Source organism: Mesorhizobium sp. Mes31 (assembly GCF_024519675.1).
Classification (GTDB): domain Bacteria; phylum Pseudomonadota; class Alphaproteobacteria; order Rhizobiales; family Rhizobiaceae; genus Mesorhizobium.
This window is the reverse complement of record NZ_JALJRL010000010.1, coordinates 43,648-65,208: the sequence shown is the minus strand read 5'-3', so window position 1 is coordinate 65,208 and position 21,561 is coordinate 43,648. Positions and strand designations below refer to the sequence as shown.

Here is a 21,561-nt window from a genome sequence, read left to right as displayed (position 1 = left end):
CTGAGTCCTCAGCGGGCCAGATAGTCACGCGTGGTTCGCATCCGGCGAGCTGGGCAAGACGCGAGACGCGATCACCTGCACGGCGCCTCGAAGATTCGCCCGTTCCGATCCCGGAATCGACAGTATCCACGGCGGTCGGCCGCAGCTCCGATCAAGGTGCCCGCAACGGCCCCGATTGCGCCGCCAACGACCGCATTTCGCACGTCGTTGCCGCCAGCTGCCGTGCCGAGCGCGGCGCCGCCAACTCCCCCGATTACAGCGCCCTTTTCCGCGTTGGTGCAGCCTGCCAAACCCGAGGCGACTGCAAGAGCAAAAGCTAATTTCCTCATGATGTTTCCTCCTCGTTACCTCGCAATCGCCAGCAGTGGCCCACCCGGTGGGCGGTAAGCGTCTGCGTGGCCGTCATCTTCTTCATTCGTGGCTATGAGCCCCTTATGAGTGCCCCGACGAAACCGGCCAGCACAATCAGGACAAGACCTCCGAGCAGCCCTGCTATGCCGGCTCCGATCAACATGGTCGGCGTCAGGCCATCGGCGTGGTGGCCGATCAGGGGTCCAACACCCGGAATCCGGGCGGAGGGCCATACGAAGAGCAGACCGCCGATGCCGCCGATTATGCCGTCTGTTATCCTGCCAAGGCTGAAACTTGGCACCCGGCGGCCGAGCGCAATTCCGCTTGCCGCGCCGCAGACAAATTCCACGACCAGCAATGTGCTTGCGACCCCAGACATGGCTAAGCGAACTCCACCATAGAATCCTACGTCGCTGCTTCTGTGGACGCTCTCGCGGGCGCATCGCACAGAGCCTGTTCCTGCAACGTACCGAGTTGTTGCACGCAAGCACTTTATCTGCATGGACGTGCGAAGAAATTAGCCGAAAATCCCGTGGCTGGGCCCTGCGTCTCTTTGTGAATGGCAACAGCCCAGTGGTCATCCAGCCACGCTGATGGTTTTCGAGCAGTCCGCACCGGTGTCGGCTGAAGCCGGAGGTCGCCGCACCCGGTCGCCGGCCGCCGTTTGTTGCAGGGCTGGTCGGTGTCGTAGAAAAACGGCAAAGGCTGCGCTGAACGAGGATGCCTCCGGCTGAAGGTTCCATCGGGGCGAGCTTGCCTCAAAACCACGGGATGACTGGCGTCTAATGTGCTGTCGTCTTGGAGTAGCGGCCGGGCGGCTGGCCGACATAGCGGCTGAAGGCCGTGCTGAAGGTGCTTGCCGAGCCATAGCCGACGCGCTCGGCGACCTGGGCGATGTCGATTTCCTGACGGCGCAGCATGTCTTTGGCCAGGGCCATGCGCCAAGCCAGGAGGTACTCCATCGGCGGCACCCCCACACTGCGGCTGAAGCGGTCAAAAAATGCCGATCGGGAGAGTGCGGCTTCCTTTGCGAGTTGCGCCATCGTCCAGGGACGCGCCGGATCGGCATGCATCTGCCGGATAGCTTCGGCCAGCCGCACATCTCCCAGGCCGCGCAGCAGTCCGGCCGGAGCGTCGGGCGTTTGTGTAAGCCGCAGGGATTCGACCAGAAGGATCTCGATGAGCCGGGTTAGTACAAGGTCGCGTCCGGAATGCCGCTGTGCCGCCTCCTCGATCAAGAGCTTCACCAGGATCGACAGCCGTTCGACGCCGCGGACATGGACCTGCCCAGGCAGCAGCGAAACCAGAAGTTCAGAATCCTCGCTGTCGAAGATGAAATAGCCCCCAAGGATGCGCACGCTGGGCGGCCCATCCTGGGTGCCATGGCGAACTTCGCCTTCCGTCGTCGAGGCAGCGACATGAGGATCGATGAACTCAGGAATGACGGGCTCAAAGCCCGTCATGGTGAATCCCGGCGTCCTCGGCAGCAAGATGAAGTCGCCGGCCTCCAGCGTGAGCGGCGATTGCTCGTCGACGGCTAGCCGGCATGCGCCTTCGAGCACAATGGCGAAGCTCGGGTGGCCAAAATCGTCATAGCGGACGCCCCAGCGTCCGGCACCGCTGATGCCTTTGGTGAACACGGCCTGGGGCCGGAGCAGTTCAATGACTTCGGAGAGAGGGTCGGCCATTTCTGGACTTTAGCTAACAAATAGCACTTTTCAATTGTGTATCGTCCCAAGAAGGACTTGGCTCTGCCAAATCCCTCGGCTGGTCAGGTTGACAGTGCCGTGCCGCTTTTGGCGGTCAAAGAAACCGCCCGGGACAGTCAGCTCACCCAGGTCGCCGCGATCTTTCCCGCTATGAGAGGTGGGTAGCGAAGACAATCGCCAGTCGTCCTTCGGCACTTCCCGCTTTCAACCGGTCCAGTGCGCTGCTCACTTCCGCGAGCGTAACGCGCTCTATTTGTGCCTCGAGAGGCTGCCCCTGATGCAGTTGCATCAGTTCGTGCATCTGCGCGCGCGTTCCGACGCTTGTTCCCGTTATCCAGACGCCGGTGGCCGTGAGCCACTCCTGGCTGAGGGGCACCGTTTGCGAGACCATCGCCGCCGCGACGATCCTGCCACGCGGGCGGATTGCCGCGATCATGGCGCCCCAGGTTGCTGGCGTCGGCGCAAAATTGATGCAGACATGGGCACGCAGGTTCGCCGGCCAGCTGTCGGCCAGACCGGGCGAGGAAAGTAACGTATGCTCGGCGCCAAGCGAGGCTGCGAGCTGGAGCTTGGCCTCGTCCGTGTCAACGGCGACAACCGTTGCGCCGAGCCGCCGGGCGATCTGGATCGCATAAAGACCCAAGCCACCACAGCCGAACACGGCACAAATCTCTCCGGCTTTGACCCCTGCCCGCTGCACGGCGCCAAAAGCGGTCAGGCCAGCGCACATCAGCGGCGCCAGCAAGGCAGCATCGCCATCCTCCGGCACGCGCGCGGCGAAACGTGCATCGGCCACGACGTATTCGGCAAAAGTGCCGGCAACATCGAAGCCATGCGCCCGCTGGTCCTGGCAGAAGGATTCCATTTCGGAATGGCATTCGTCGCAGTGGCCGCAGGTATCGTGAAGCCAGGCGACGCCGGCGCGCTCGCCAAGGCGCCAGCTCGTGACGCCAGTGCCCACCTGTACCACCCTGCCTACGCCCTCATGGCCGAGAATCGTCGCCGGTTGCCCTGACCCCGTCCGCAGATGCCCTTGCCACACATGCACGTCGGTATGGCATATGCCGCTCGCCTCAAGGCGAACCAGTATCTCTCCGCGACCCGGTTCCGGCCGCGGCACATTCATGATGCGCAGCGGCTCACCTGCCTTCTCCAGCACGGCTGCGAGCATGCTGCGGCTCATCTACAGACCCAGCGCGCTTTTCACGGCCGCCAAGCCCGGCTGACCGTCGAAGGTCGAGACGCCGCCCAGCCATTTCGCGAGCTTGTCAGGATTGCGCTTGATCATCTCGCGGGCGGCTTCTTCGGCGGATTTCCCCTCCCCCAGGATCATCCGCATGCCATAGTTTTCATAAGTGAGATCAAAGGCCAGGTTGGCAAACAGCTTGGCTGCGTTAGGGCATTCCGCCGAAAAGCCCTTGCGGGCGATGGTGCGGACGGTGGCGCCGCCGAAATTCGGCCCGAACTCGACGTCGCCACCCGACAGATAGGTGATCTTGTAGTCGAGGTTCATCGGATGCGGTTCCCAGCCGAGGAACACGACCCAGCCCTTGTCCGCCACCGAGTTTGCGACCTGCGTCAGCATTGCCGCCTCGCTGGACTCGATAATCTGCCAGTTTCCCAGCCCGTGCCGGTTGGCCGCCACCATGTCGATCAGCGGCTTGTTCGAACCCGCCTCGATGCCATAGATCTTGCTGCCGAACTTGTCGGCATGCGCGGCAAGATCATCGAAGCTTTTGATCCCCTGGTCCGCCACATATTGCGGAACGGCGAGCGTGTATTTGGCGCCCTCGAGGTTCACGCCCAGCACTTCGACCGATCCCTCATCGAAATAGGATTTGTATTCCTCGTCCTGGACCGGTCGCCAGTTGCCCAGGAAAACATCCATGTCGTTCTCCTTCAGGGCGGAGTAGGCGACACCAAGGCCAAGCAGGGTCTGCGACGCATCGTAGCCCAGGGCATCAAGGATGACTTCGGCGGTGGTGTTGGTCAGGGCGATATCGGTCCAGCCCAAATCCGCCATGCGGACCTTCTGGCACTGCGCCGCATCGGCGGCCATGGCGGGTGAAGCGATCAACCCGGAAAGCAAGGCAAAAACGACTGTCGTGCGCATTTGTGATTCCCCATTTTCTTGGCGAGACGGACTGCCAGCTAACGCTATGGCGTCTTCGCTATATGTCAATATAGAATCTTGTATGAGCGTACAAAATTCTTATTTGGTAGAAAGGGCAATGGCGACTCAGGGCAAGCGAACCAGAATCGAGGACATACGGCGCGTCGAGCTGATCGCGGCCGCGCATCGCGTGTTCCTCGAGCATGGATTGCAAGGCATGACCTCGGCCCGCATATGCCGCGAAGCCGGCATGTCGCCCGGCATTCTCGCCTATTATTTCAAGGGTAAGGACGAAGTCCTGTTCGGCATGGTGCGCTACAACAACCGCCTGCTGATGGAAGATGTCATCGCGCGGCTCAATGCGGCGCCGACCAATTGGGCGCGGCTGGAAGCGATCGTCGAGGGAAACTTTCCCGCCCAGGCTTTCACCCGCGCCATCGCCAGCGCCTGGATGTCCGTCTGCGCCGAGGCCGGCGTGAACGAGCAATATGCCCGGCTCCAGCGGCTGTTCCACCGGCGGCTGCGCTCCAATCTGGCTTCGGTGTTTGACGGGATGTTCGATGCGGCGCGCCTGCACGAAGCGAGCCTTATCATTGCCGCGCTGATCGATGGTCTTTGGCTGCGCAAGGCGGTCGCCGACGACATCGGACGCGACGAAGCCATTATGCTGGTCTTCCGCGGAATTCGCTCCTTGGTGAGCGACAAGGAAGAACAGCAGCTGCGTTACCCCCCAGGTCGAGAGCCCAAGCAGGCCCGGCGACGGCGACCATGATCCTGCGGGTATCGTGCGAAGAGCCTCTGCCGCACCTGACGGCAAATTCACCGGTGCGGCAGACGTGGCGACGGGCCTGGACTAGAGCATGATCCCGAAAAGTGGAATCCGGTTTTCGGGAAAGATCATGCTCAAACAAAAAGATAGAGCCCCATCCCGATTCCATCGGGATGGAACAGGCTCTAGGCAGCCATCGCGTGGCGCGCTTGGCTCATCGCCACCGCGTCGGGTCCGGCGGGAAAGCTGATCGTCGCGGTCTCGTCGTGTGCGACCTGCCAGACAATTTCGGCAACGTCTTCAGGCATGGTGTGCGCCATCGGCCGGGTCATCTCGGCGAAGATCTCGCTGGCATAGCCGGCATAGGCTTCGGGAATGAAGCGCTCGACATAGGAACCCGCATCGCGGGAGAACGCCGTCGTCGGCCCGTAACCCGGCTGAACCATCTTCACGCGGATACCGAAATGATTGAGCTCATTGGCCAGCGACGCGGTGAAGCCGTCGATGGCCATCTTGCTGGCCGTGTAGATGGCGACCAGTGGCATCGGGACCAGCACGGCGCTGGAGGTGACGTTGATGAGGGTGCCCGAACGGCGGGGGCGGAACTGGGGAATCACCGCTTGGGTCATGGCCATGACACCGAATGTGTTGGTCTCAAAGACTTGCCGGGCCGTGTCCATCGACGTCGCCTCGAAGGCGCCGAACATGCCGATGCCGGCATTGTTGACCAACACGTCGATCGGGCCTGCCGCTTCGACCGCTGCCTTGATGCTGTCCGCATTGGTAACGTCGAGCGGGACAATCCGGATGCGGTCGGATTTGGGTAGGACATCGTCACGCGGCGTACGCATGGCGGCGACGACGTTCCAGCCCTTGGCGTGAAAAAGCTTGGCGGTTTCGAGGCCGTAGCCCGACGAGGTTCCAGTGATAAGCGCGGTTTTCATGGCGATCTCCTTTCGTTTGTGATGACGCCAAGATACCCGAGCCGAACCGGACTATATATAATCATAAGTCCATAATTGATTTGCAATAGTCCGAAATGCCGCTCCGCCTGCCAGCCCAGGCGGTGGTACACGCGCTCGCTGTCGCTTCCCCGGGCAGGGTCGAGAGATAGCAGTGAACGATGCAACCCCATTGCTTCGTGTTCCACACCGCGCATCGGGGCAGGACCTATGCGGTGGCGTTCGTGGTTCCGGTCTACCGGCAGCTTGCAGACGCCTTCGGCATCGTGGCTCCGGAAACCGTCTCTGGCCAATTCGCCGCCGTGGCCGCGCCGATCGGCAACAAGCTCACCTCTTGGAGTTCGCGGCCTGCGCCAGTGCACTCAGCAACTGGCTCGTATTGTCTATCGAGAACTGCACGCGCTCGCTGGGCCAGACCGATTCCGAATAGGATCTTCCTGCACGGCCTGCTCCAAGGTCTCAGCCTTGAAGTTTCCGCCGAGCAGGCGCGCCAGCGCACGGCCCAATGGCTCGGCGAAAGACACCTTGCCGCTTGAAACCAGCCTGCTCTGAAAGGCAAGTCTTCCCAGGGCCGGTCTTCATGGAAATGTCATAGAAATCAAAATGGGGCATTCCTCGATGACCGTGACGGACCACTATGCGCGTGAGGCAAACAAGAAGCGGATCGTGAAGTCTGGCAGCTATTGGTCAAGTGCGTGCGGGAGACGTGCCGGGTTGACGTATCGATAACCGGCCTTTGGGACCGTCTGAATGCAATCGCGCCTGGACCCCAGCTTCTTGCGCAACGTCCGCACGACCGTATCGACAACGTTGCTACCGACATGTGTGCGTCGCCAGATGCGTTCGATGAGATCCTCGCGTCGTACCACCGCGGGCGCACGATCGATCAGCTCACCAAGGACCTGCGCCTCCAGACGGGTCAGCTCGACTGCGTGTCCCTCCACAACTACCTCGCGGCGATCGCGCGCGAAATCCAGATTGTCCCTATCGATCATTCCCGTCGGTCCGGCATCGACCAGAGCCGAGACCCATCCAATCATGTCGCCGCCCGGAACTTCGAGCACCATGGTGGCCGGCATGTCGGTTAGTGCTTCTTGCAAGGGGCGAAACCCGAGCCGATGCAGCAGCTCGCGGTCGCCTGCAAAGGTATAACAGTAAATCCGCGCCATTCCCCAACGCTCAATATAGTTGCGTTTCAGGTCGAGAATGCAGGCGATGCGGCTAGCTTCGTGGGCTTCGGTGGCCCTCGCCGAAACTTGGCGGATGAACAGGACTTCCCCATCTACGGGATTCGCAGCCAGATGGCTTTGCCACGCACCAAAGAGAGGATCAAGTGCGCCGAGCCCGTCGTGCGGATCGTCCTGGCGCGTGAACAAGTAGAAAGCCAGCACTTCCCCGCCGGGTCCTCGTGCTACGGAAAACCGGTGCGGCAGACGCTGAATCCATGCCTCGATACGGGTGCGCTCGTCGCCGCCGTCGCGGAGATCGACGATGTCCAGAATTTGCTGGAAATCGTCAGCGCGGGCCGCCTCGACAGGCGGCGCTTCCGCCTCCGGAGGAAAAAACGCATTGCGAAGTGCAGGCTGCTCCAGCAGGTGGAGAAGATCGGCCATCTGCCGCCATCGGCCGGAGCGCCCCGAACTGCGAAGGCGCTTGATGATCCAGTCTGCCGCGATCTTGCGCCACGACTGATAGCGTTCGGCTTCAACACCGGACATCCAGTCGACTATGGCCCGCCGCACCGGCTCCACGATATAGATTCCTTCCGCGTCGCGCGTCGCGAATGGCAGGGCTTCGACCGCCTCGAGCAGCGAAAGCTGTACCGGCTCTTCAGTTTGCAGAATGGCTGACACCAGGGCCCGGTTCGCGCGTCGAACAATGGCGCATGCTTCGACAGCCCGTCGCAACTGGGTGTCTCCGATGGCATGCAGGATGGCGTTGGCGAGTTCGCCGGCGTCGCGTGCGGTGCCGAGCGAGCCGGTGCGCGCGGCGTGGATCGCCATGTGCAGGCCAAGAGGATGACCGCCGGTCAAGGCCCAAATGCGCTCCGCTGTTTCCGGCGACAGGCCCGCCGCAGCAACCACTGCATCGCTTTGGGACCTCGGAAGCGCGCCGAGCTTGATATCAACGAAATACCGTCCGTAGTCCGACGCCCAAGCCGGCGGTGGAACGGCCGTGCCTGCTAAAACGAAACGCGTGCTTGCGGGCAGAGCAGGAAAGAGTTCGGCCCGGAGCCATGAACTCGCCAGGCGCCAAGTATCGACATCGTCGATCATCACGACCGTGATTTCCTTGATGCTTGTCAGCGCATCCGCCAGGTCGGCAACCGTTCGAGTGACTTCGTTGCCAAGCGCTCGGCCCATCGCAGCCAGGATTGTCGAGGGGGTGGGTTCCACTGATCCTGCTGCAATTCTGAGCCGGCGGACTCCGTCATCTTCGCGCAGAATAGCTTCGAGCGCTGAAACGAGCGCCGTCTTGCCGATGCCGGCGGGGCCGTGAAGGTAGACGATGATCGGTCCACCCGGAGCCATTACCTGACGCAGAAGGCGCAATTCCGAATCGCGTCCTGCCAAGGAAGAACGGCGCTCTGCCCGTACCAGGTCGGCGATCGTGGCCGAAGTCATGGAGCAAAGTTCTCATCGATTACTCATCGGCTCATCATGACCTTATCGAACCGCTCAGTCTACTAAGGCCGCGCTGAGAAGGGCCTCCGGCGAGGGAAAGGTCGCCTTCCATGGCAGACGATCCGCATCGAATGGGGCCACGGAAACGGTATCGGTTGTCCTTCAGGCCAAGGCCACGGCGGTCTCGGGAAGGAATCGAACTCAACAAGGAAAGAGATCATGAATGAACTCGACACCAGGATCGGTCGCCGCAGGCCCGTCCCCGGCGATCGCGGTGTGCGGCGCGCAGCCATGCCGACGGCACTGTTGTTTCGTTTTCCTTTCCCCGGGCCTTGGGGAGAGGAACTGGCGCAAGCCTCGCAAGCACTGGCCAGCGACATCGCCAATCAGGAAGGGCTTGTTTGGAAGATCTGGCTGGAAGACCGCGAAACGGAGCAGGCCGGGGGCATCTACCTGTTCGAGGATGCCGCAGCGGCGAGCCGATATCGGGAAAAGCACGAGCGGCGGCTTGCCTCCATGGGGCTTACCGGGGTCGTGGTCGATGCCTTCTCGGTCAATACCGAGCTGTCGGTTCTGACCATGGCGCGGGCCGCGCTCGGCGAACCCAACGCTTCGGAAATTCTTTCGATGGCCACGATGACGATACGGCCATGACGATCAAACCCCGGACGGCGCGATACGCGCAGGCCGCCCTCGATTACATCAAAGGATACAGGCTATGATTTCGACATCTATCATGCGGGACTTCGAGCTCGCGACGCCGATCGTCAATGCAGGCATGGCGATGATCGCCCGTCCCGCTCTCGCGGCCGCTGTGTGCGAATCCGGCGGGCTTGGCACGATCGGCTCCGACATCAACCCGCCCGACGTCCTGCGCGATCTCATCCGGAAGACCAAGGCACTTACGAAGCGGCCCTTCGGCGTCGACCTGATCGGCGACTTCGTCACCGAGGAACACATATCCGTCCTGCTTGAGGAACAGGTGGCGCTCGCGATCTTCTTTTGGACGCTGCCGACCTCGGAGTATGTCGGACGGCTGAAGCACGCCGGCATCAAGGTCTGGATGCAGGTCGGCCGCGTCGCGGAAGCCGAGCAAGCGGTCGCCCTCGGCGCCGAAGCTCTTGTCGTCCAGGGTGCCGAGGCCGGCGGCCACAATCGGGCTGAAGCCTCCACTATGACGCTGTTTCCCCGCATTCGCCGACTTTTCCCGGGCCTGCCGCTGCTTGCCGCGGGCGGCATCGTGGATGGCACGACCATGGCCGCAGCACTCGCTCTCGGCGCTGACGCGGTCTGGTGCGGCAGCCGTTTCCTCGCTTCGCTGGAGGCCGAGGCGCACGATGCCTACAAGGCCCGCGTGCAAGCTGCTGATGTGGGCGATACGGCGATCCTGTCCATCTACGGCCCCGAGTGGCCCGATCAGCCCATGCGGGCCATCGTCAATGACGGCGCACGTGCGGCGCTGGGGCGGGAAGCCGAAGCCACCAAGGATGCAGAAGGCCGGTTCATCGGCTCTACCGTCCTGAACGGCCAGACAATCCCGGTGCCGCGCTACAGCGCCATCCTGCCGACGCCCGATTTCGACGGCGACATCGAGCAGGCATGCCTGACGGCCGGGCAAAGCGCCGGCAACATCGACGAAGTTCTGCCTGCGGGCGAGATAGTCCGGCGCATGACGGCCGAGGCAAAGTCAGTGCTCCGCCGTCTGGCTGGCATGGTCGAAGCCGCCTGACGCGCGGCCTTCACAGATCCATTCGCAACGATCATCCCGGCAGTGCGCGCGCTCCGGCTGAGCGATCAGCCGGAGCGCGCAAACGCGCTGATGCTGTGGGTAATAACCTCGCTGCCGAAGGCGACTGCGATTTTATACAGTGTGCGGCGAAGGCATGCGCGGGCGGCTTCCTCATCGGCCCCGGGCCACAGAGGCGTGGCGGCGACGGCGCGCGCCACGGGGCCGCGGCTTCGGCGAGGGTGACCGGTAGCGCTGCCGCCTTGCGCAGGGCGAGTTCCACCCGCCACCCGTTGAGACGGAATTCCGGAAAACCAAGAAGTCGGAGCTCCAATCGCTCCACCGATCCGTACGCGGGCCGCGGGGGGACGCTGAGGGGACGCCGGCCTTCTATGTACCCCGGCACGTCGGGCCGAACGGGCCCGATCAGGAGACTCCCTTGGAGCGAGAAATGTCACTGATCGATACTCTCCCCCACCATCGTACGGCCGAGCCTGATTTCAGGGATGGCACGCCTTTCGGCGCCGCGAACACCGGGCAAGGAGGCTGAGACATGTGCCAATCCTGCCTTTCCTGGTACGCACGCTGCATTGCTCCCTACCTCGTCGACCCCGGCTGTTCGGCCAACGCATTCGCCCACATGCGAAGGCGCATGATCCCGCGGGCAGAGGGCGTTGTCGTTGAAGTCGGCTTCGGGTCTGGCCTGAACCTTCCCTACTATGACGCCGCCAGGGTGGCGCTGCTGGTCGGCGTCGATCCAGACGGCACTATGCTCGGCCTGGCCGGACCGAAGAGCTGTTCCCTGCCATTCGACGTCGAATGCCTCCGGGCCAGCGGCGAGAGCCTGCCATTGGCCGATGCCTTCGCCGACACGGTCGTCGTGACCTATGCCTTCTGCACCATTCCGGACCCCGAGGCGGCGCTGACTGAAATCCGCCGCATCCTGAAGCCGACGGGCCGGCTGATCTTCATCGAACACGGCCAGGCCGAGGGCCCGCGGCACCGCAGATGGCAGGAGCGCCTGAACCGGCCGTGGGGATCGCTCGCTGGTGGCTGCCACCTCAACCGCGATCCCTTGCGGTTGATCCGCGGGGCGGGCTTCCGCCTGGTTGAAGAGGAGCGCGGGCGGTTCCCCCTGCACTTCTGGCAATTGGGAAGCCACTACGCCGGCGTCGCGGTACCCCCGACAAGTTGACGGAGCTTCGCCGTCGAAACCTGTACTTTCGAAAGGAGGCAGGGAGCCTCGAATGGCTCTTCCGGAAAATGATACCTCACGATCTCGGCCCGCCAATGCCAGGCTGCCGCCGGTACTGCCGCGTCCTCAGTTGTCTGGCGCCGTGGCAGCCTATTTCCTGGTGATGTTTTCCAGGCCGACGATGGCTTGAGCAAAGAAATCCTGGTTCTCATTGGCCAGAACCAGCAAGCGCGAGATGGCCTCCACTCGCCATGTCGAGGGCGCGCGCCGGAGCAGGAACAGAGCTTCTTCCAGCCGATATTCCTGGCTCGACGGCTCGTCGGTGGTGGCGCCTTCCAGCAGCGGGACATCCTCCGCCGCCACGAGGCGGACAGGCAGTTCGAGGGAGATGCCGTTGGCGCCTTTGATCTCGAGTGTGTAGACGCCCGGCGCCACGCCGGACATCGTCAGGTTCGCGTAACGATCGTCGGTGACGTCCAGCACTTTCGCGGCGCCGCCATCGTCCTTGACCATGGAAATCGAATAGGGCGCCGTGCTACCGACCCAGCGGATGGAAAGCGTATGGCTGGAGTCGATCGACTGTTCGCCAACGGCATAGACGCCCGGCATGATCAGATATTGCGCGGGTATCATCTCGCGGGTGTCGCCGACAATGGCAGCTGCCATGTCGCGCGTCTCTTGCCAATCCTTGCCGATGATACCCAGCGCAAAGTCCATGAGGCGCTGAAAACTTCCGGTCACCGCGACCTCGGGTATTTCCACGACATCGGGAAACTTCACCGGACGCACGGTGTTGTCCGGCATGTTGATCTCGGCGCTCACACCGGCGCCTGGGCGCACGATATCGCCCGGCTGCAGGAAACAGCCGGCCTTTGCCGGCTGGACATCGAGGCCCCGTTCGACGCTGAGCCATGTGTCCGCGCCGGCCTGCCGCTCGACCTTGATCACGCTTGCACGGGTGTTGGGGCCACATTCACAAAGAGATGGCTTCTCGTCCTGCCCCCAGGCAGCTTGCGCACAGGACAGGACCACGGCGACCGCCATCGCGGCGCCCAAGGCAGACCGTCCGCACCCCTTCCGTAATTCGAAGCGCCTAACCACCATCGTGCCCCCTAGCGGCCCGTCAGCAGAATTCACTCGCCGGCCGGCGGAACATGCGGGCGGCTTCCAATCGCCTGCGCCCAGGTCAGAGCCGCCGAGAGCGCCTCTCGGATGACCTGCAGGATAGAGGACATTCCTTCGAAGGCAACGGCAATGATCGGCGACATGACGGCTATGGCCGTTCCAGCCGCAAGGCTGGCGAACCCATGAACGGCCCCAAGAATAAATACCGCCAGGATGGTGACGACGATCGAGAGCGCGGCCAGGACGAGTTTGGCGATGTGATTGAAAGGCGATCGCAGCCGCTCATGTGCCTGATGGCCGGCGACGTGGAAGACGGCGCCGATCGAACTGGCAAGGCCGATCAGCAGCAGCTCCCAGCCCCAGCCTTCATACTCGTTGACCAGGGTTCCGGCGGCGATCGCGCGAATTGCATTGGCGTGCACCATCGCGCCCGGCATGCGCAGTCCCAAAGGCGTCGCGTGCAGATCCCCGGAAGCCGCGTAGCTGCCGCCGATGATGACGACAGCCCCATCCAGCAGCGACGGGTTCTCGCCCAGGCGCTGCTGCAACTCGTAGGCTTCGATGGTCTGGAAAACAAATGGCGCATAGGTGTAGGTCGCGGCAACTGCGCTGCCCGGATCCGACGGCAGCGAAAACAGGATCCGCAGGATCGATAAGTCGTCCTTGTCCGATGGCTCGTAAACGTGGTTTGCCAGGTTGAGAGGTTTGGCTTCGCACTTTGCGCTCGAGCCGGGACGCGACGCCGGAAACAGACACGCAAGACCGCTTCGGTCGACTGTTTCGTCCGTCAGCGCGGCGCCAAGCAGTCCAAAGCCGGAAATGCGCTGCGCCGCCGCCGGCGTATTTCCGCGTATGAGATGCCAGGCATAGACCGAGCGCACGACATTGTCCGGATCGGGCTGGAGCAGTGGGGACGCAAACCAGAGATCTGGATGTGACGAGGGCGAGGCATCGGGACTGCATGTGGTGTCGTCGAAAATGGATGGATAGGCTTGGGCAATCGGCCGTGCCGGATTCGAGGCTTCGTTCACCACCGGCCGCACGGCCAATACGGGGATCGACTTCGCGATCGAATATGTCTCGGCGCACAGCAGCTTGTCTTTGTCGCTCGCTTTGTCACCCGCCTGTGGCGCGAGCTCGACGTCGAGCATCACAAGCTTCATCGCAGTTCGGCCGGCATTGGCGCCAGCAAGCGCTTTCAGCATCTCGACGAGTTCGTCGCGAGGTGTCGCGAAGCCGGAAGTGCAAGCCTCACCGCGGGCCTGCGCCCAGAGACGACACGTCGCCTCACCGACATTGACAAAGACGTAGCGCAGGCTCTTTTCCGACGGGGCACCGGCCAGCCGTTCCCGCGCGAGTTCGCGCATGATAACGTCGGTGACGCTGCGGTCGAGCGACCGGAAGGTCTCGAGACGGCCAAGCGCCGTCATGACGAGACTGACAACAAGCGCCAACGCGCAAAGCAATAGCCACTCTATTGCAAATGCCCGAAACAAGTTCTGCCATGGATGCGAGCTTGGTTCGTTGTTCACGTCGATCCGGCATCTTGAATTTGGAGGTCGGCGGCACGTTCAGATCTAACGGCAAATCATCAGTCCGCGCCAACCTTGAGTCAATTGGCCGATAAGGTCGGCTGCCGCCGCAACGTTGCAGGTCTCTGGTCCAACTTGAATCGCACCAATTGCCGTCACGCAGCGAGCTGGTCCTCGCGGGCAGCCGCGATCATCACACTCGCGAGCAACCCGTAGGCTGCCTCCCAGGCCTCGCGGACCGCCGGCGTAAACGCCGTGCCGAGACCTGCCGCCAGCGTCTCGATGAGCGCTTGCCCGACGATCGGGTAATGACGCTCCTGGACGCCGTAGGTCACGTGACGCTTGGCGAGTTCGCGCGCGGTCGGGAGAATGGTGTCGGCACGATCCAGTCCGTGCACGACGAAGCCCAGGCTCGCCATCAGCTTGGCGCCCTGCTTGGTCATGTCTCTCACCGGAAACAGCGCGCGAAGACCTTCGTCGATAGCGAACAGGCGTTCATAGAACAGGGCGGCGGCGGCCACGCGTATCGGGACGACTTCGCGAAAACTATCCTGGACAAGTCGAATCTGGTCGGGTGTCATCGGCGGCGCTCCTCGGTTTTCTGATGAGGCTCGACCATCGCCCCAAAGCGTTTCGCGGGGATGTCGCCCGCCGCATCGATGTGTTTCAATGCGGTTTCGGTTTACGCTCGGTTATTTTCGGATTCTTTCCGGGCCCGGCGGCTCCACGGAAGACGGCGCGGCGGCACGAAGCCCGGTTATCCCGGCGCTCATCGACATGCCCAGGCGCTGGAACAGCCGAGCCCAGGCAATCTGGCCGAGGCTGAAATTCTCCAGCCGGAAGAACTCGTTCGGCGCATGGTAGTCCTCGTCGGAGGTCGAGAACGAGAAGAAGATCGTACCGACACCGAGATGCTCCTTGAAGACGCTGCCGATCGGGATCGTCGCACCCATGGCAACCCGCAGCGCTTTCGCGCCCATCATCTCGCCGAGCAGCGTCTCGGCGATTGCCAGGGCCGGCAGGTCGGGATCGATCGAGAACGCCTTGGTGCCGGGGCCGTGGCGTTTGACGTCAAGCGAATAGCCGGTCGGCAATTGTGCTTCGAGGTGGCGCCGGATCGCCTCGGCAACCTTGCCGGGTTCCTGCCCGGCGACGAGGCGGCACGTGATCTTGACGCCCGCCGACGAAGGAATGACCGTCTTGGTCCCCGGTCCCGAATAGCCGCCGAATATGCCGTTGAATTCAAGCGTTGGCACCAGCCACTGACGCACCAGAAGATCGTGGCCGCGGGGCAGTGGATCTGGCGCCGGAGCGCCGATCGCAGCGAAATAGGCGGCGGTGTCGAAGGCGGCAGCGTCGATCGCGTCGAGAATGGCGGGGTCGGGCGGTGTGACGCCGTCTGTGAAGCCCGGCACGGTGACGACGCCGTCCCTGTCGTGCAGGCTGGCCAGCATGGCGGCGAGCGCGCGAATGGGATTTGGCGCACTGCCGCCGTGGCGGCCAGAGTGAAGGTCCTTCGCCGCGCCCGTCACCACCACGTCCAGCGCAACCATGCCGCGGCTGGCCACCGTCATCGACGGCCGGTCGGCGCGCCACATGGCGCCATCGGCGGAAACAACGAGGTCACAGGCGAGGCGCTGGCGCATTTTCTCGACCAGCGGCGAAAAATGCGGGCTGCCGGATTCCTCCTCGCCTTCGACCAGCATCTTGATGTTGAGCGGCAAGCGCCCGGCGGTCTTCAGGAATGCCTCGACGACCAGGATCGGGATCAGCATCGGGCCCTTGTCGTCCGAGACGCCTCGCCCATAGAGGCGGTTGTCGCGCACAGTCGGCTCGAAGGGCGGCGTCGTCCATTTCTCGACCGGATCCGGCGGCTGCACATCGTAGTGACCGTAGACGAGGATGGTCGGCGCGGCATCGTCGCCGATAATTTCCCCGAACACGGCTGGGTGGCCATCTGTCTCGACGATCTCGACGGTTGGGAACCCGGCCCGCGTCATCCGTTCGGCGACGAAGCTTGCCGCCGAACGGATGCCGTCGCGATAGGCCGGATCGGTGCTGACGCTCGGGATGCGGCAGAACGCCTTCAGGTCTTCCAAGGCTTCGTCGGCGTGGGCGACGAGGTAAGCTTCGACGGCGCTCACTTGCCGCCGTCCACGCTGATCACCTGACCGCTGACCCAGCTGGCAAAATCGGAGGCGAAGAACATCACCATCGCGGCGATGTCGTCGGGTGAGCCAAGCCGCTTCATCGCGATGGTCTGGAGGAGCTTTTGCTGGCCCTCCTCGCCCATCGCTTCCCATTGCCGCTCGGTGGTCGGATTGGAACGCACGAAACCCGGCGCAACGTTGTTGACGGTGATGTTCCACGGTCCGAGTTCATGCGCGAGCTGGCGTGTCAGGCCGATCTGGCCAGCCTTGGCGCTGGCATAGGCCTGTATGCCGGTGAGGCTGATGCCGAGCCCGGCACCGCTGGAAATGTTGATGACGCGTCCATAGCGGCGCTTCTTCATGCCTGGCGCCACGGCCTGCGTCATGAAGAAGGCGCCCGAGAGATTGACGTCGAAAATCGTCTGCCAGTCGGCCGGCGAGATTTCCTCCAGCGGCCGCCCGACCTGACCGCGCACGCCGCCGGCGTTGTTGACGAGAATATCCACTGCGCCCGCATCGGCTTCAATCGCGCCGACGACCGACTGTACGGCATCGCGGTCGCCGACATCGACGACATGCGAACGGCAATTTGCGCCACAGAGCGCGCGTGTCTCGGCCAGGCCGGCTTCGTTGACGTCCAGGATATGGACAGCAGCATTGCGTTCGGCGAAGCCTTGCGCGATGGCGCGGCCAAAACCATGCGCCGCCCCGGTGACGATGACGGTTCGCTTGTCGAAGCTTATGTTCATCGGGCGCTTGCCGGAGTGCTCGGCATGGCTTCGGCCAGTTCATCGAGATTGCTCAGAACGAGCTGCCGCTTGCCGTCCTCGATCTCATGGATCATCTCGACGGTGCGCGCCGTCAGCGGCGTCGCGATACCGAGTTTTCGCCCGATCTCGACGATCGGGAAAATCTGCGCGTCGACCTCGGTCTTGCGCTTGCGAATGGCGAGGTCGCGCCAGATGCCGGTGTGGGACTTGGCCGAACGGCGATTGTGCACGACCATCTCGTCGAAGGAACGGTCGGTGGCGGCGGTGGGCGAACCCGGCGCGAAGGCACTCGGGTCGAAGCCGTCGAACGCCTCCGCCCTGACGCCATTCGCCTTGGCGACGGCGCCGACTTCCAGCCCCACCGCCGCGAGCACCGGGCGGTAGCGGCGATCGGCGAACACATCGGCGATGGCATCGTCGGTCAGTGCCGTGGCAAACAGCAGCGCGCCGTAGATCATCTTGCCCCAGAGAAAACCCCAGATGTTGTCGGTGAGCACCGCTTTCGGCTCGAAATCCTGCATCAGCCGGTGCAGTTCCTCGATGCGCGGAGTGCGCTTGCCATCGAGTTCGCCGATGACCACGGCGCCATGGCCGCTGTAATGGACGACACCCGGCTCCAGATAATCGGCGCCGAAATTGACGAAGCAGCCGATTGTGCGCTCCTTGCCGACGATCTCTGCGATGGTGAGCTCGTTGAGCCCGTTCTGCGCCGAGACGACACAGCCGTGGTCGGCCAGATGCGGCAGCAGCGCCGTCGCGGCTCCGCGCGTATGATGCGCCTTGACGCACAGGAAAATCCGCTCGAAACGGCCGGCAAGCGCGGTCGGCAGAAACGCCGGCGCCTTCACCGTATCCTGAAGGATCGGCCCGACAATCCTCAGCCCCTCGGCGTTGATCGCCTTGACGTGGCCGACATCACTGTCGACGAAGGTGACTGCATGGCCGGCGCGGATGAAGGCCGCGCCGAGCGTGCCGCCGATCGCCCCGGCACCCCAAATCAGGATCGGTCCGGTCATGCCCCCAGCCGTGCCTGCATTCATGACCATGGACCTTCGAGCAGATCGCGCGTTTCCTTGACCGCGATGTCCCAGATCGCCAGCATGTCCTCGTCCGGACGCTCGTAATAACCGCCGAAATTGCCGTCGCCGAGATAGTCGCGAACCGCCTTGGGCGACATCAGCCGCATGCGGGCAAGATCGATCATCGGCTTCTGCTGCGTCGGCAGCTTCACGCCCGCAAGCCGGGTCCAGGGGAAATTCTCCATCCAGGAGGCGTGCGAGGCGACCGGATCGATCTCCAGCACCTTGCCCATCGTTGCGGCGGCGGCCCACCAATTGTGGAATTTAATCGCGGTATCCGGATTGTCGGCCATCCACTCGATCGCCAGGGAACTCGCCGGCTGGTTACCGCCATGGCCGTTGACGATCAGGATGCGCCGGAACCCTTGCGCGCGCATGCCGTCGAGGATGTCCCTCACGAGGCGGATATAGGTTTCGGTGCGCAGGCTGATCGAACCGGGATAGGCCATGAAATAGGGCGTCAGCCCATAGGCTACGACCGGAAACACCGGAATGCCGAGCGGTTCGGCCGCTTCCGCGGCGACCCGCTCGGACAGGATGGAGTCGACTGACAGCGACAGCTGCGCATGCTGTTCGGTGCTGCCCAGCGGAAGGATCGCGCGGTCGTCCTTGCGCAGATACTGTTCAACCTGCGGCCAGTTGCATTCGGAAATCCTCACGACGCCCTCCTCTCCTGGTCCGTTGTGTTGTCGCCGGCCGCTTTGACCAGCGGCACCAGCACCCGCTCGATCTCGGCCGTGTCAGGAGCGTGTCTGTATTCGAACGCCGCGACACCCGCTTGAAGCCTTGCCAAGACGTCCTCGGCGCCGCTGGCAAACACCACGACGTCGGACGCGCCAAGCAGTTCCTCGAGATCCGGCGTCTCGAGCGTAGCGCCGGTCAGGTGCTCGACATGAGGGGCGAAGCGCTGGACGCCGGCCTTCATGATCGGCAGGAAATCCGGAAACCGGGAGATGACGGCGACGCGCGCCAGCGAATCCAGCGCGGCCAGCGCCTTGCGCGTTTCTTCCGAAGGGATGAAGCTGATCGACACCACCTTGGTGTTGGTGACCAGCGACATCACCTCGCGCTGCCGGTTGACGAAAGTGACGGCGAGATCGGCCGAATTGGCGCGGGCACGGGCGGCGGGATCTCGTTCGATGGCCGAGATCGTCAGCGGCTCGACGGTCACGCTATTTCCCAGGCGCGCGGCGATGAAGCGCGAATAGCTGGCGGTGGCGTCCGTGAACAGTCCGATCATGACGATCCTGGTGCGGGCACCTATGCTGTCGCGATAGAAGGCGCGCGCGCTGACCAGCGAAACGAGTTCGGCCGGCCTGATCCCCGCGGCAATCCCGGCATCGATCAGCGCGTCGATCCGCCTGTGCAGCTCCATCGCCTCCGGACGGGCGGCAAGCCGCGCGCGCCCACTGCCGGTGACGAATGAGCCGGACCCCGGACGCGTCTCGATCATGCCTGAAGCCTTGAGGTCGCCATAGACCTGGCTGACCGTCATCGGCGCCACGCCGACGCGCTCGGCCAGTTCCCTGACCGACGGCAGCAACTCTCCCGGCACCAATTCGCCACAGGCGATGCCGTATTCGATCAGCCCCTGCAACTGCGTGCGCAGCGGCACGGGCAGATCGCGGTCAACCGAGAACTCCATTCAGGTTGGTCCAATCAACTGTATCATTCAGCTATAACGCTTAGTCCGGTCGATCTAGGGTGACAAGCACGTTCTTGCGCCAGGAGAGGACTTTTCGTGGGACAATTCCGTTGACAGGATAGGCCACGCGTGAAAACGTTATGGCCAACAAGAACACTTGAAATTTCCCTCTAGAGGTACGGGAGCCGTCATGAACATGCTCGTCAAGGCTGCGTTGAGCGCGGCACTTCTCGTTGGTACCAGCTACGGCGCGCTTGCGGTCGAACGCGGCGGTACGCTGAAATACGGTCGCTATGCCGACAGTCTCTTTCTCGATCCGGTGCTCAACGATGCCAATGTCGACATCTGGGTCCTGTCCAATCTCTACGACACGCTGATCCTGCCCACGGACGACGGCAAGGGCCTGAAGCCGGGGCTGGCGACGGACTGGAAGGTCTCCGACGATGGGCTCACGGTCACGCTGACACTGCGCGATGGTATCAAGTTCTCCGATGGCTCGCCGATCACCCCGGCCGACGTGCAATGGTCGCTGAAGCGTGCCGCCGATCCGAAGAAAGGCATCTGGGGCTTCCTGGTCGGCTCGATCCAGGACGTTACCACCGAAGGCGATCACACCGTCATCATCAAACTCAAGAACACCGATCCGGCGATCCTTGCCGCGCTCACCGTGTTCAACACCGCGATCCTGCCGATGAAGGCGTTCGAGGCGTCGGAAGGGACGACCGACGAGGAAAAGGCGAAGAGCTTCTCGGCGCATCCGATCAGTTCCGGTCCGTTCGTCCTGCAGTCCTGGGACCACGGCCAGTCGATGAAGCTGATCCGCAACGAGAACTACTGGGCCAAGGGCGAGGACGGCAAGCCGCTGCCCTACCTCGACGGCATCGATTTCGAAGTGATCCCCGACGATGCCACGCGCATCCTGAAATTGCAGTCGGGCGAGATCGATGGCGCGGAATTCATCCCCTATGCGCGCGTCGACGAATTGAAGCAGGCCGACGGCATCGACATGAAACTCTACCCGTCGACCCGCGTCGAATACATCACCATGAACGTGCGCCCGAAGATCGGCGACAAGGACAATCCGCTGTCGAACGAAAAAGTACGTCAGGCGATGAATTACGCGACGAACAAGGAGGCGATCATCCAGGTGGTGACCCATGGCGTGGGCTCGCCGATGACCTCGTTCATGTCTACGGCGACGCCGCTGCACACCGGTGACAAGCCGCTCTATCCCTACGATCTCGACAAGGCCAAGCAGCTGATGAAGGACGCCGGCTTCGAGAACGGCTTCCAAACCAGCCTGCTCGTGCTTGCTGGCAATCAGGACGAAATCGGCATCGCCACGGCGCTGCAGCAGATGTGGGGCCAGATTGGCATCAAGCTCGACCTGCAGCAGGTCGACAATCCGAGCCGCACCCAGCAATACCGCGACGGCACGTTCACGATGCGCGAGGCGGCGTGGACCGACGACATCGCCGATCCGAACGAAATCGCTTCGTACTTCGTCTATTCGCCGACCATCGGTGCACTGCACAGCGGCTGGAAGAGCGACGAAGCCGACAAGCTTTTCGAAGCCTCGCAGAAAGAGATCGACGCCGCCAAGCGTGCCGATCAGTATGCCAAGATGCAGGACATCTACAACAGCAGCGGACCGATCGTCCCGCTCTACGAAACGCCCTACCCGGTCGCGTTGAGCAAGAAGGTACAAGGCTTCGTGCAGATCCCGCTCGGCAACAATATCTTTGGCGCCGCGTGGCTGCAGAAGTAGGCTGATCGCCTGAGGCGGCGAGCGTCCCGTCGTTCGCCGCCAT

20 protein-coding genes are annotated in these 21,561 nt (G+C 63.0%); 5 read left to right on the top strand and 15 right to left on the bottom strand.

Going from position 1 to position 21,561, the window contains the following annotated elements; genetic code table 11:
• Nucleotides 1-71: 71 nt before the first annotated feature.
• The 5 genes from NR193_RS18160 to choX form a co-directional block, all read right to left on the bottom strand.
• Entirely contained in the window at nt 72-329 is a 258-nt protein-coding gene (locus NR193_RS18160; RefSeq protein WP_256752159.1) for a YMGG-like glycine zipper-containing protein, read from the bottom strand.
• Nucleotides 330-421: 92 nt separating this feature from the next.
• Nucleotides 422-730, bottom strand: a complete 309-nt coding sequence (locus NR193_RS18155) for a hypothetical protein (RefSeq protein WP_256752158.1) — start codon at nt 728-730, stop codon at nt 422-424.
• Between the two features lie 403 nt (nt 731-1,133).
• Nucleotides 1,134-2,039 carry an AraC family transcriptional regulator gene (locus NR193_RS18150; protein WP_256752157.1) on the bottom strand — a complete coding sequence of 302 codons (906 nt, stop codon included), beginning with the start codon at nt 2,037-2,039 and terminating at the stop codon, nt 1,134-1,136.
• A 169-nt stretch (nt 2,040-2,208) separates the two neighbouring features.
• A complete protein-coding gene (locus NR193_RS18145; protein ID WP_256752156.1) occupies nt 2,209-3,243 on the bottom strand; it encodes an alcohol dehydrogenase catalytic domain-containing protein in 1,035 nt (344 codons plus the stop codon).
• Entirely contained in the window at nt 3,244-4,173 is a 930-nt protein-coding gene (gene choX, locus NR193_RS18140) for a choline ABC transporter substrate-binding protein (protein WP_256752155.1), read from the bottom strand.
• Here choX and betI point away from each other — a divergent pair.
• Nucleotides 4,082-4,945 (top strand): transcriptional regulator BetI, encoded by an 864-nt coding sequence (gene betI / locus NR193_RS18135; protein ID WP_256752154.1) that lies wholly within the window; start codon nt 4,082-4,084, stop codon nt 4,943-4,945. The genes choX and betI overlap by 92 nt on opposite strands.
• Nucleotides 4,946-5,127: 182 nt before the next feature.
• Here the strand turns inward: betI and NR193_RS18130 are convergent, their stop codons facing one another.
• Both NR193_RS18130 and NR193_RS18125 read right to left on the bottom strand, forming a co-directional pair.
• Entirely contained in the window at nt 5,128-5,886 is a 759-nt protein-coding gene (locus NR193_RS18130; RefSeq protein ID WP_256752153.1) for an SDR family oxidoreductase, read from the bottom strand.
• A gap of 698 nt (nt 5,887-6,584) precedes the next feature.
• Nucleotides 6,585-8,528: a winged helix-turn-helix domain-containing protein gene (locus NR193_RS18125; RefSeq protein WP_256752152.1), complete on the bottom strand. Its 1,944-nt coding sequence runs from the start codon at nt 8,526-8,528 to the stop codon at nt 6,585-6,587.
• A 219-nt stretch (nt 8,529-8,747) separates the two neighbouring features.
• Here NR193_RS18125 and NR193_RS18120 point away from each other — a divergent pair, with 219 nt between their 5' ends.
• From NR193_RS18120 to NR193_RS18110, 3 genes are all read left to right on the top strand, one after another.
• Nucleotides 8,748-9,182 carry a monooxygenase gene (locus NR193_RS18120; protein ID WP_256752151.1) on the top strand — a complete coding sequence of 145 codons (435 nt, stop codon included), beginning with the start codon at nt 8,748-8,750 and terminating at the stop codon, nt 9,180-9,182.
• Nucleotides 9,183-9,246: 64 nt separating this feature from the next.
• Nucleotides 9,247-10,257 (top strand): nitronate monooxygenase family protein, encoded by a 1,011-nt coding sequence (locus NR193_RS18115; protein WP_256752150.1) that lies wholly within the window; start codon nt 9,247-9,249, stop codon nt 10,255-10,257.
• Between the two features lie 550 nt (nt 10,258-10,807).
• Complete coding sequence (locus tag NR193_RS18110; protein WP_256752149.1) at nt 10,808-11,449, top strand: class I SAM-dependent methyltransferase; 642 nt, start codon at nt 10,808-10,810, stop codon at nt 11,447-11,449.
• A 150-nt stretch (nt 11,450-11,599) separates the two neighbouring features.
• On the opposite strand, the gene NR193_RS18105 is transcribed toward NR193_RS18110, so the two are convergent.
• The 8 genes from NR193_RS18105 to NR193_RS18070 all read right to left on the bottom strand — a co-directional run bounded on the left by NR193_RS18105 (nt 11,600) and on the right by NR193_RS18070 (nt 19,750).
• Nucleotides 11,600-12,493 (bottom strand): hypothetical protein, encoded by an 894-nt coding sequence (locus NR193_RS18105; protein WP_256752148.1) that lies wholly within the window; start codon nt 12,491-12,493, stop codon nt 11,600-11,602.
• An 89-nt stretch (nt 12,494-12,582) separates the two neighbouring features.
• The gene (locus NR193_RS18100; RefSeq protein ID WP_256752147.1) at nt 12,583-14,028 is read right to left on the bottom strand and encodes a CHASE2 domain-containing protein; all 1,446 of its coding nucleotides are present in this window, start codon (nt 14,026-14,028) and stop codon (nt 12,583-12,585) included.
• A gap of 233 nt (nt 14,029-14,261) precedes the next feature.
• Complete coding sequence (locus NR193_RS18095) at nt 14,262-14,687, bottom strand: globin family protein (protein ID WP_256752146.1); 426 nt, start codon at nt 14,685-14,687, stop codon at nt 14,262-14,264.
• A 111-nt stretch (nt 14,688-14,798) separates the two neighbouring features.
• A complete protein-coding gene (locus tag NR193_RS18090) occupies nt 14,799-16,250 on the bottom strand; it encodes a dipeptidase (protein WP_256752145.1) in 1,452 nt (483 codons plus the stop codon).
• Nucleotides 16,247-17,005 (bottom strand): SDR family NAD(P)-dependent oxidoreductase, encoded by a 759-nt coding sequence (locus tag NR193_RS18085; protein ID WP_256752144.1) that lies wholly within the window; start codon nt 17,003-17,005, stop codon nt 16,247-16,249. Before NR193_RS18085 ends, NR193_RS18090 begins: the two co-directional genes overlap by 4 nt.
• Complete coding sequence (locus NR193_RS18080; protein ID WP_256752143.1) at nt 17,002-18,072, bottom strand: ketopantoate reductase family protein; 1,071 nt, start codon at nt 18,070-18,072, stop codon at nt 17,002-17,004. Before NR193_RS18080 ends, NR193_RS18085 begins: the two co-directional genes overlap by 4 nt.
• Nucleotides 18,063-18,764, bottom strand: coding sequence for a creatininase family protein (locus NR193_RS18075; protein ID WP_091585199.1), 702 nt, complete (start codon nt 18,762-18,764; stop codon nt 18,063-18,065). The genes NR193_RS18080 and NR193_RS18075 overlap by 10 nt, the downstream gene beginning before the upstream one ends.
• Nucleotides 18,761-19,750: a GntR family transcriptional regulator gene (locus NR193_RS18070; RefSeq protein WP_256752142.1), complete on the bottom strand. Its 990-nt coding sequence runs from the start codon at nt 19,748-19,750 to the stop codon at nt 18,761-18,763. The genes NR193_RS18075 and NR193_RS18070 overlap by 4 nt, the downstream gene beginning before the upstream one ends.
• Before the next feature lie 190 nt (nt 19,751-19,940).
• Here NR193_RS18070 and NR193_RS18065 point away from each other — a divergent pair, with 190 nt between their 5' ends.
• The gene (locus tag NR193_RS18065) at nt 19,941-21,518 is read left to right on the top strand and encodes an ABC transporter substrate-binding protein (RefSeq protein ID WP_256752141.1); all 1,578 of its coding nucleotides are present in this window, start codon (nt 19,941-19,943) and stop codon (nt 21,516-21,518) included.
• Nucleotides 21,519-21,561: the final 43 nt, after the last annotated feature.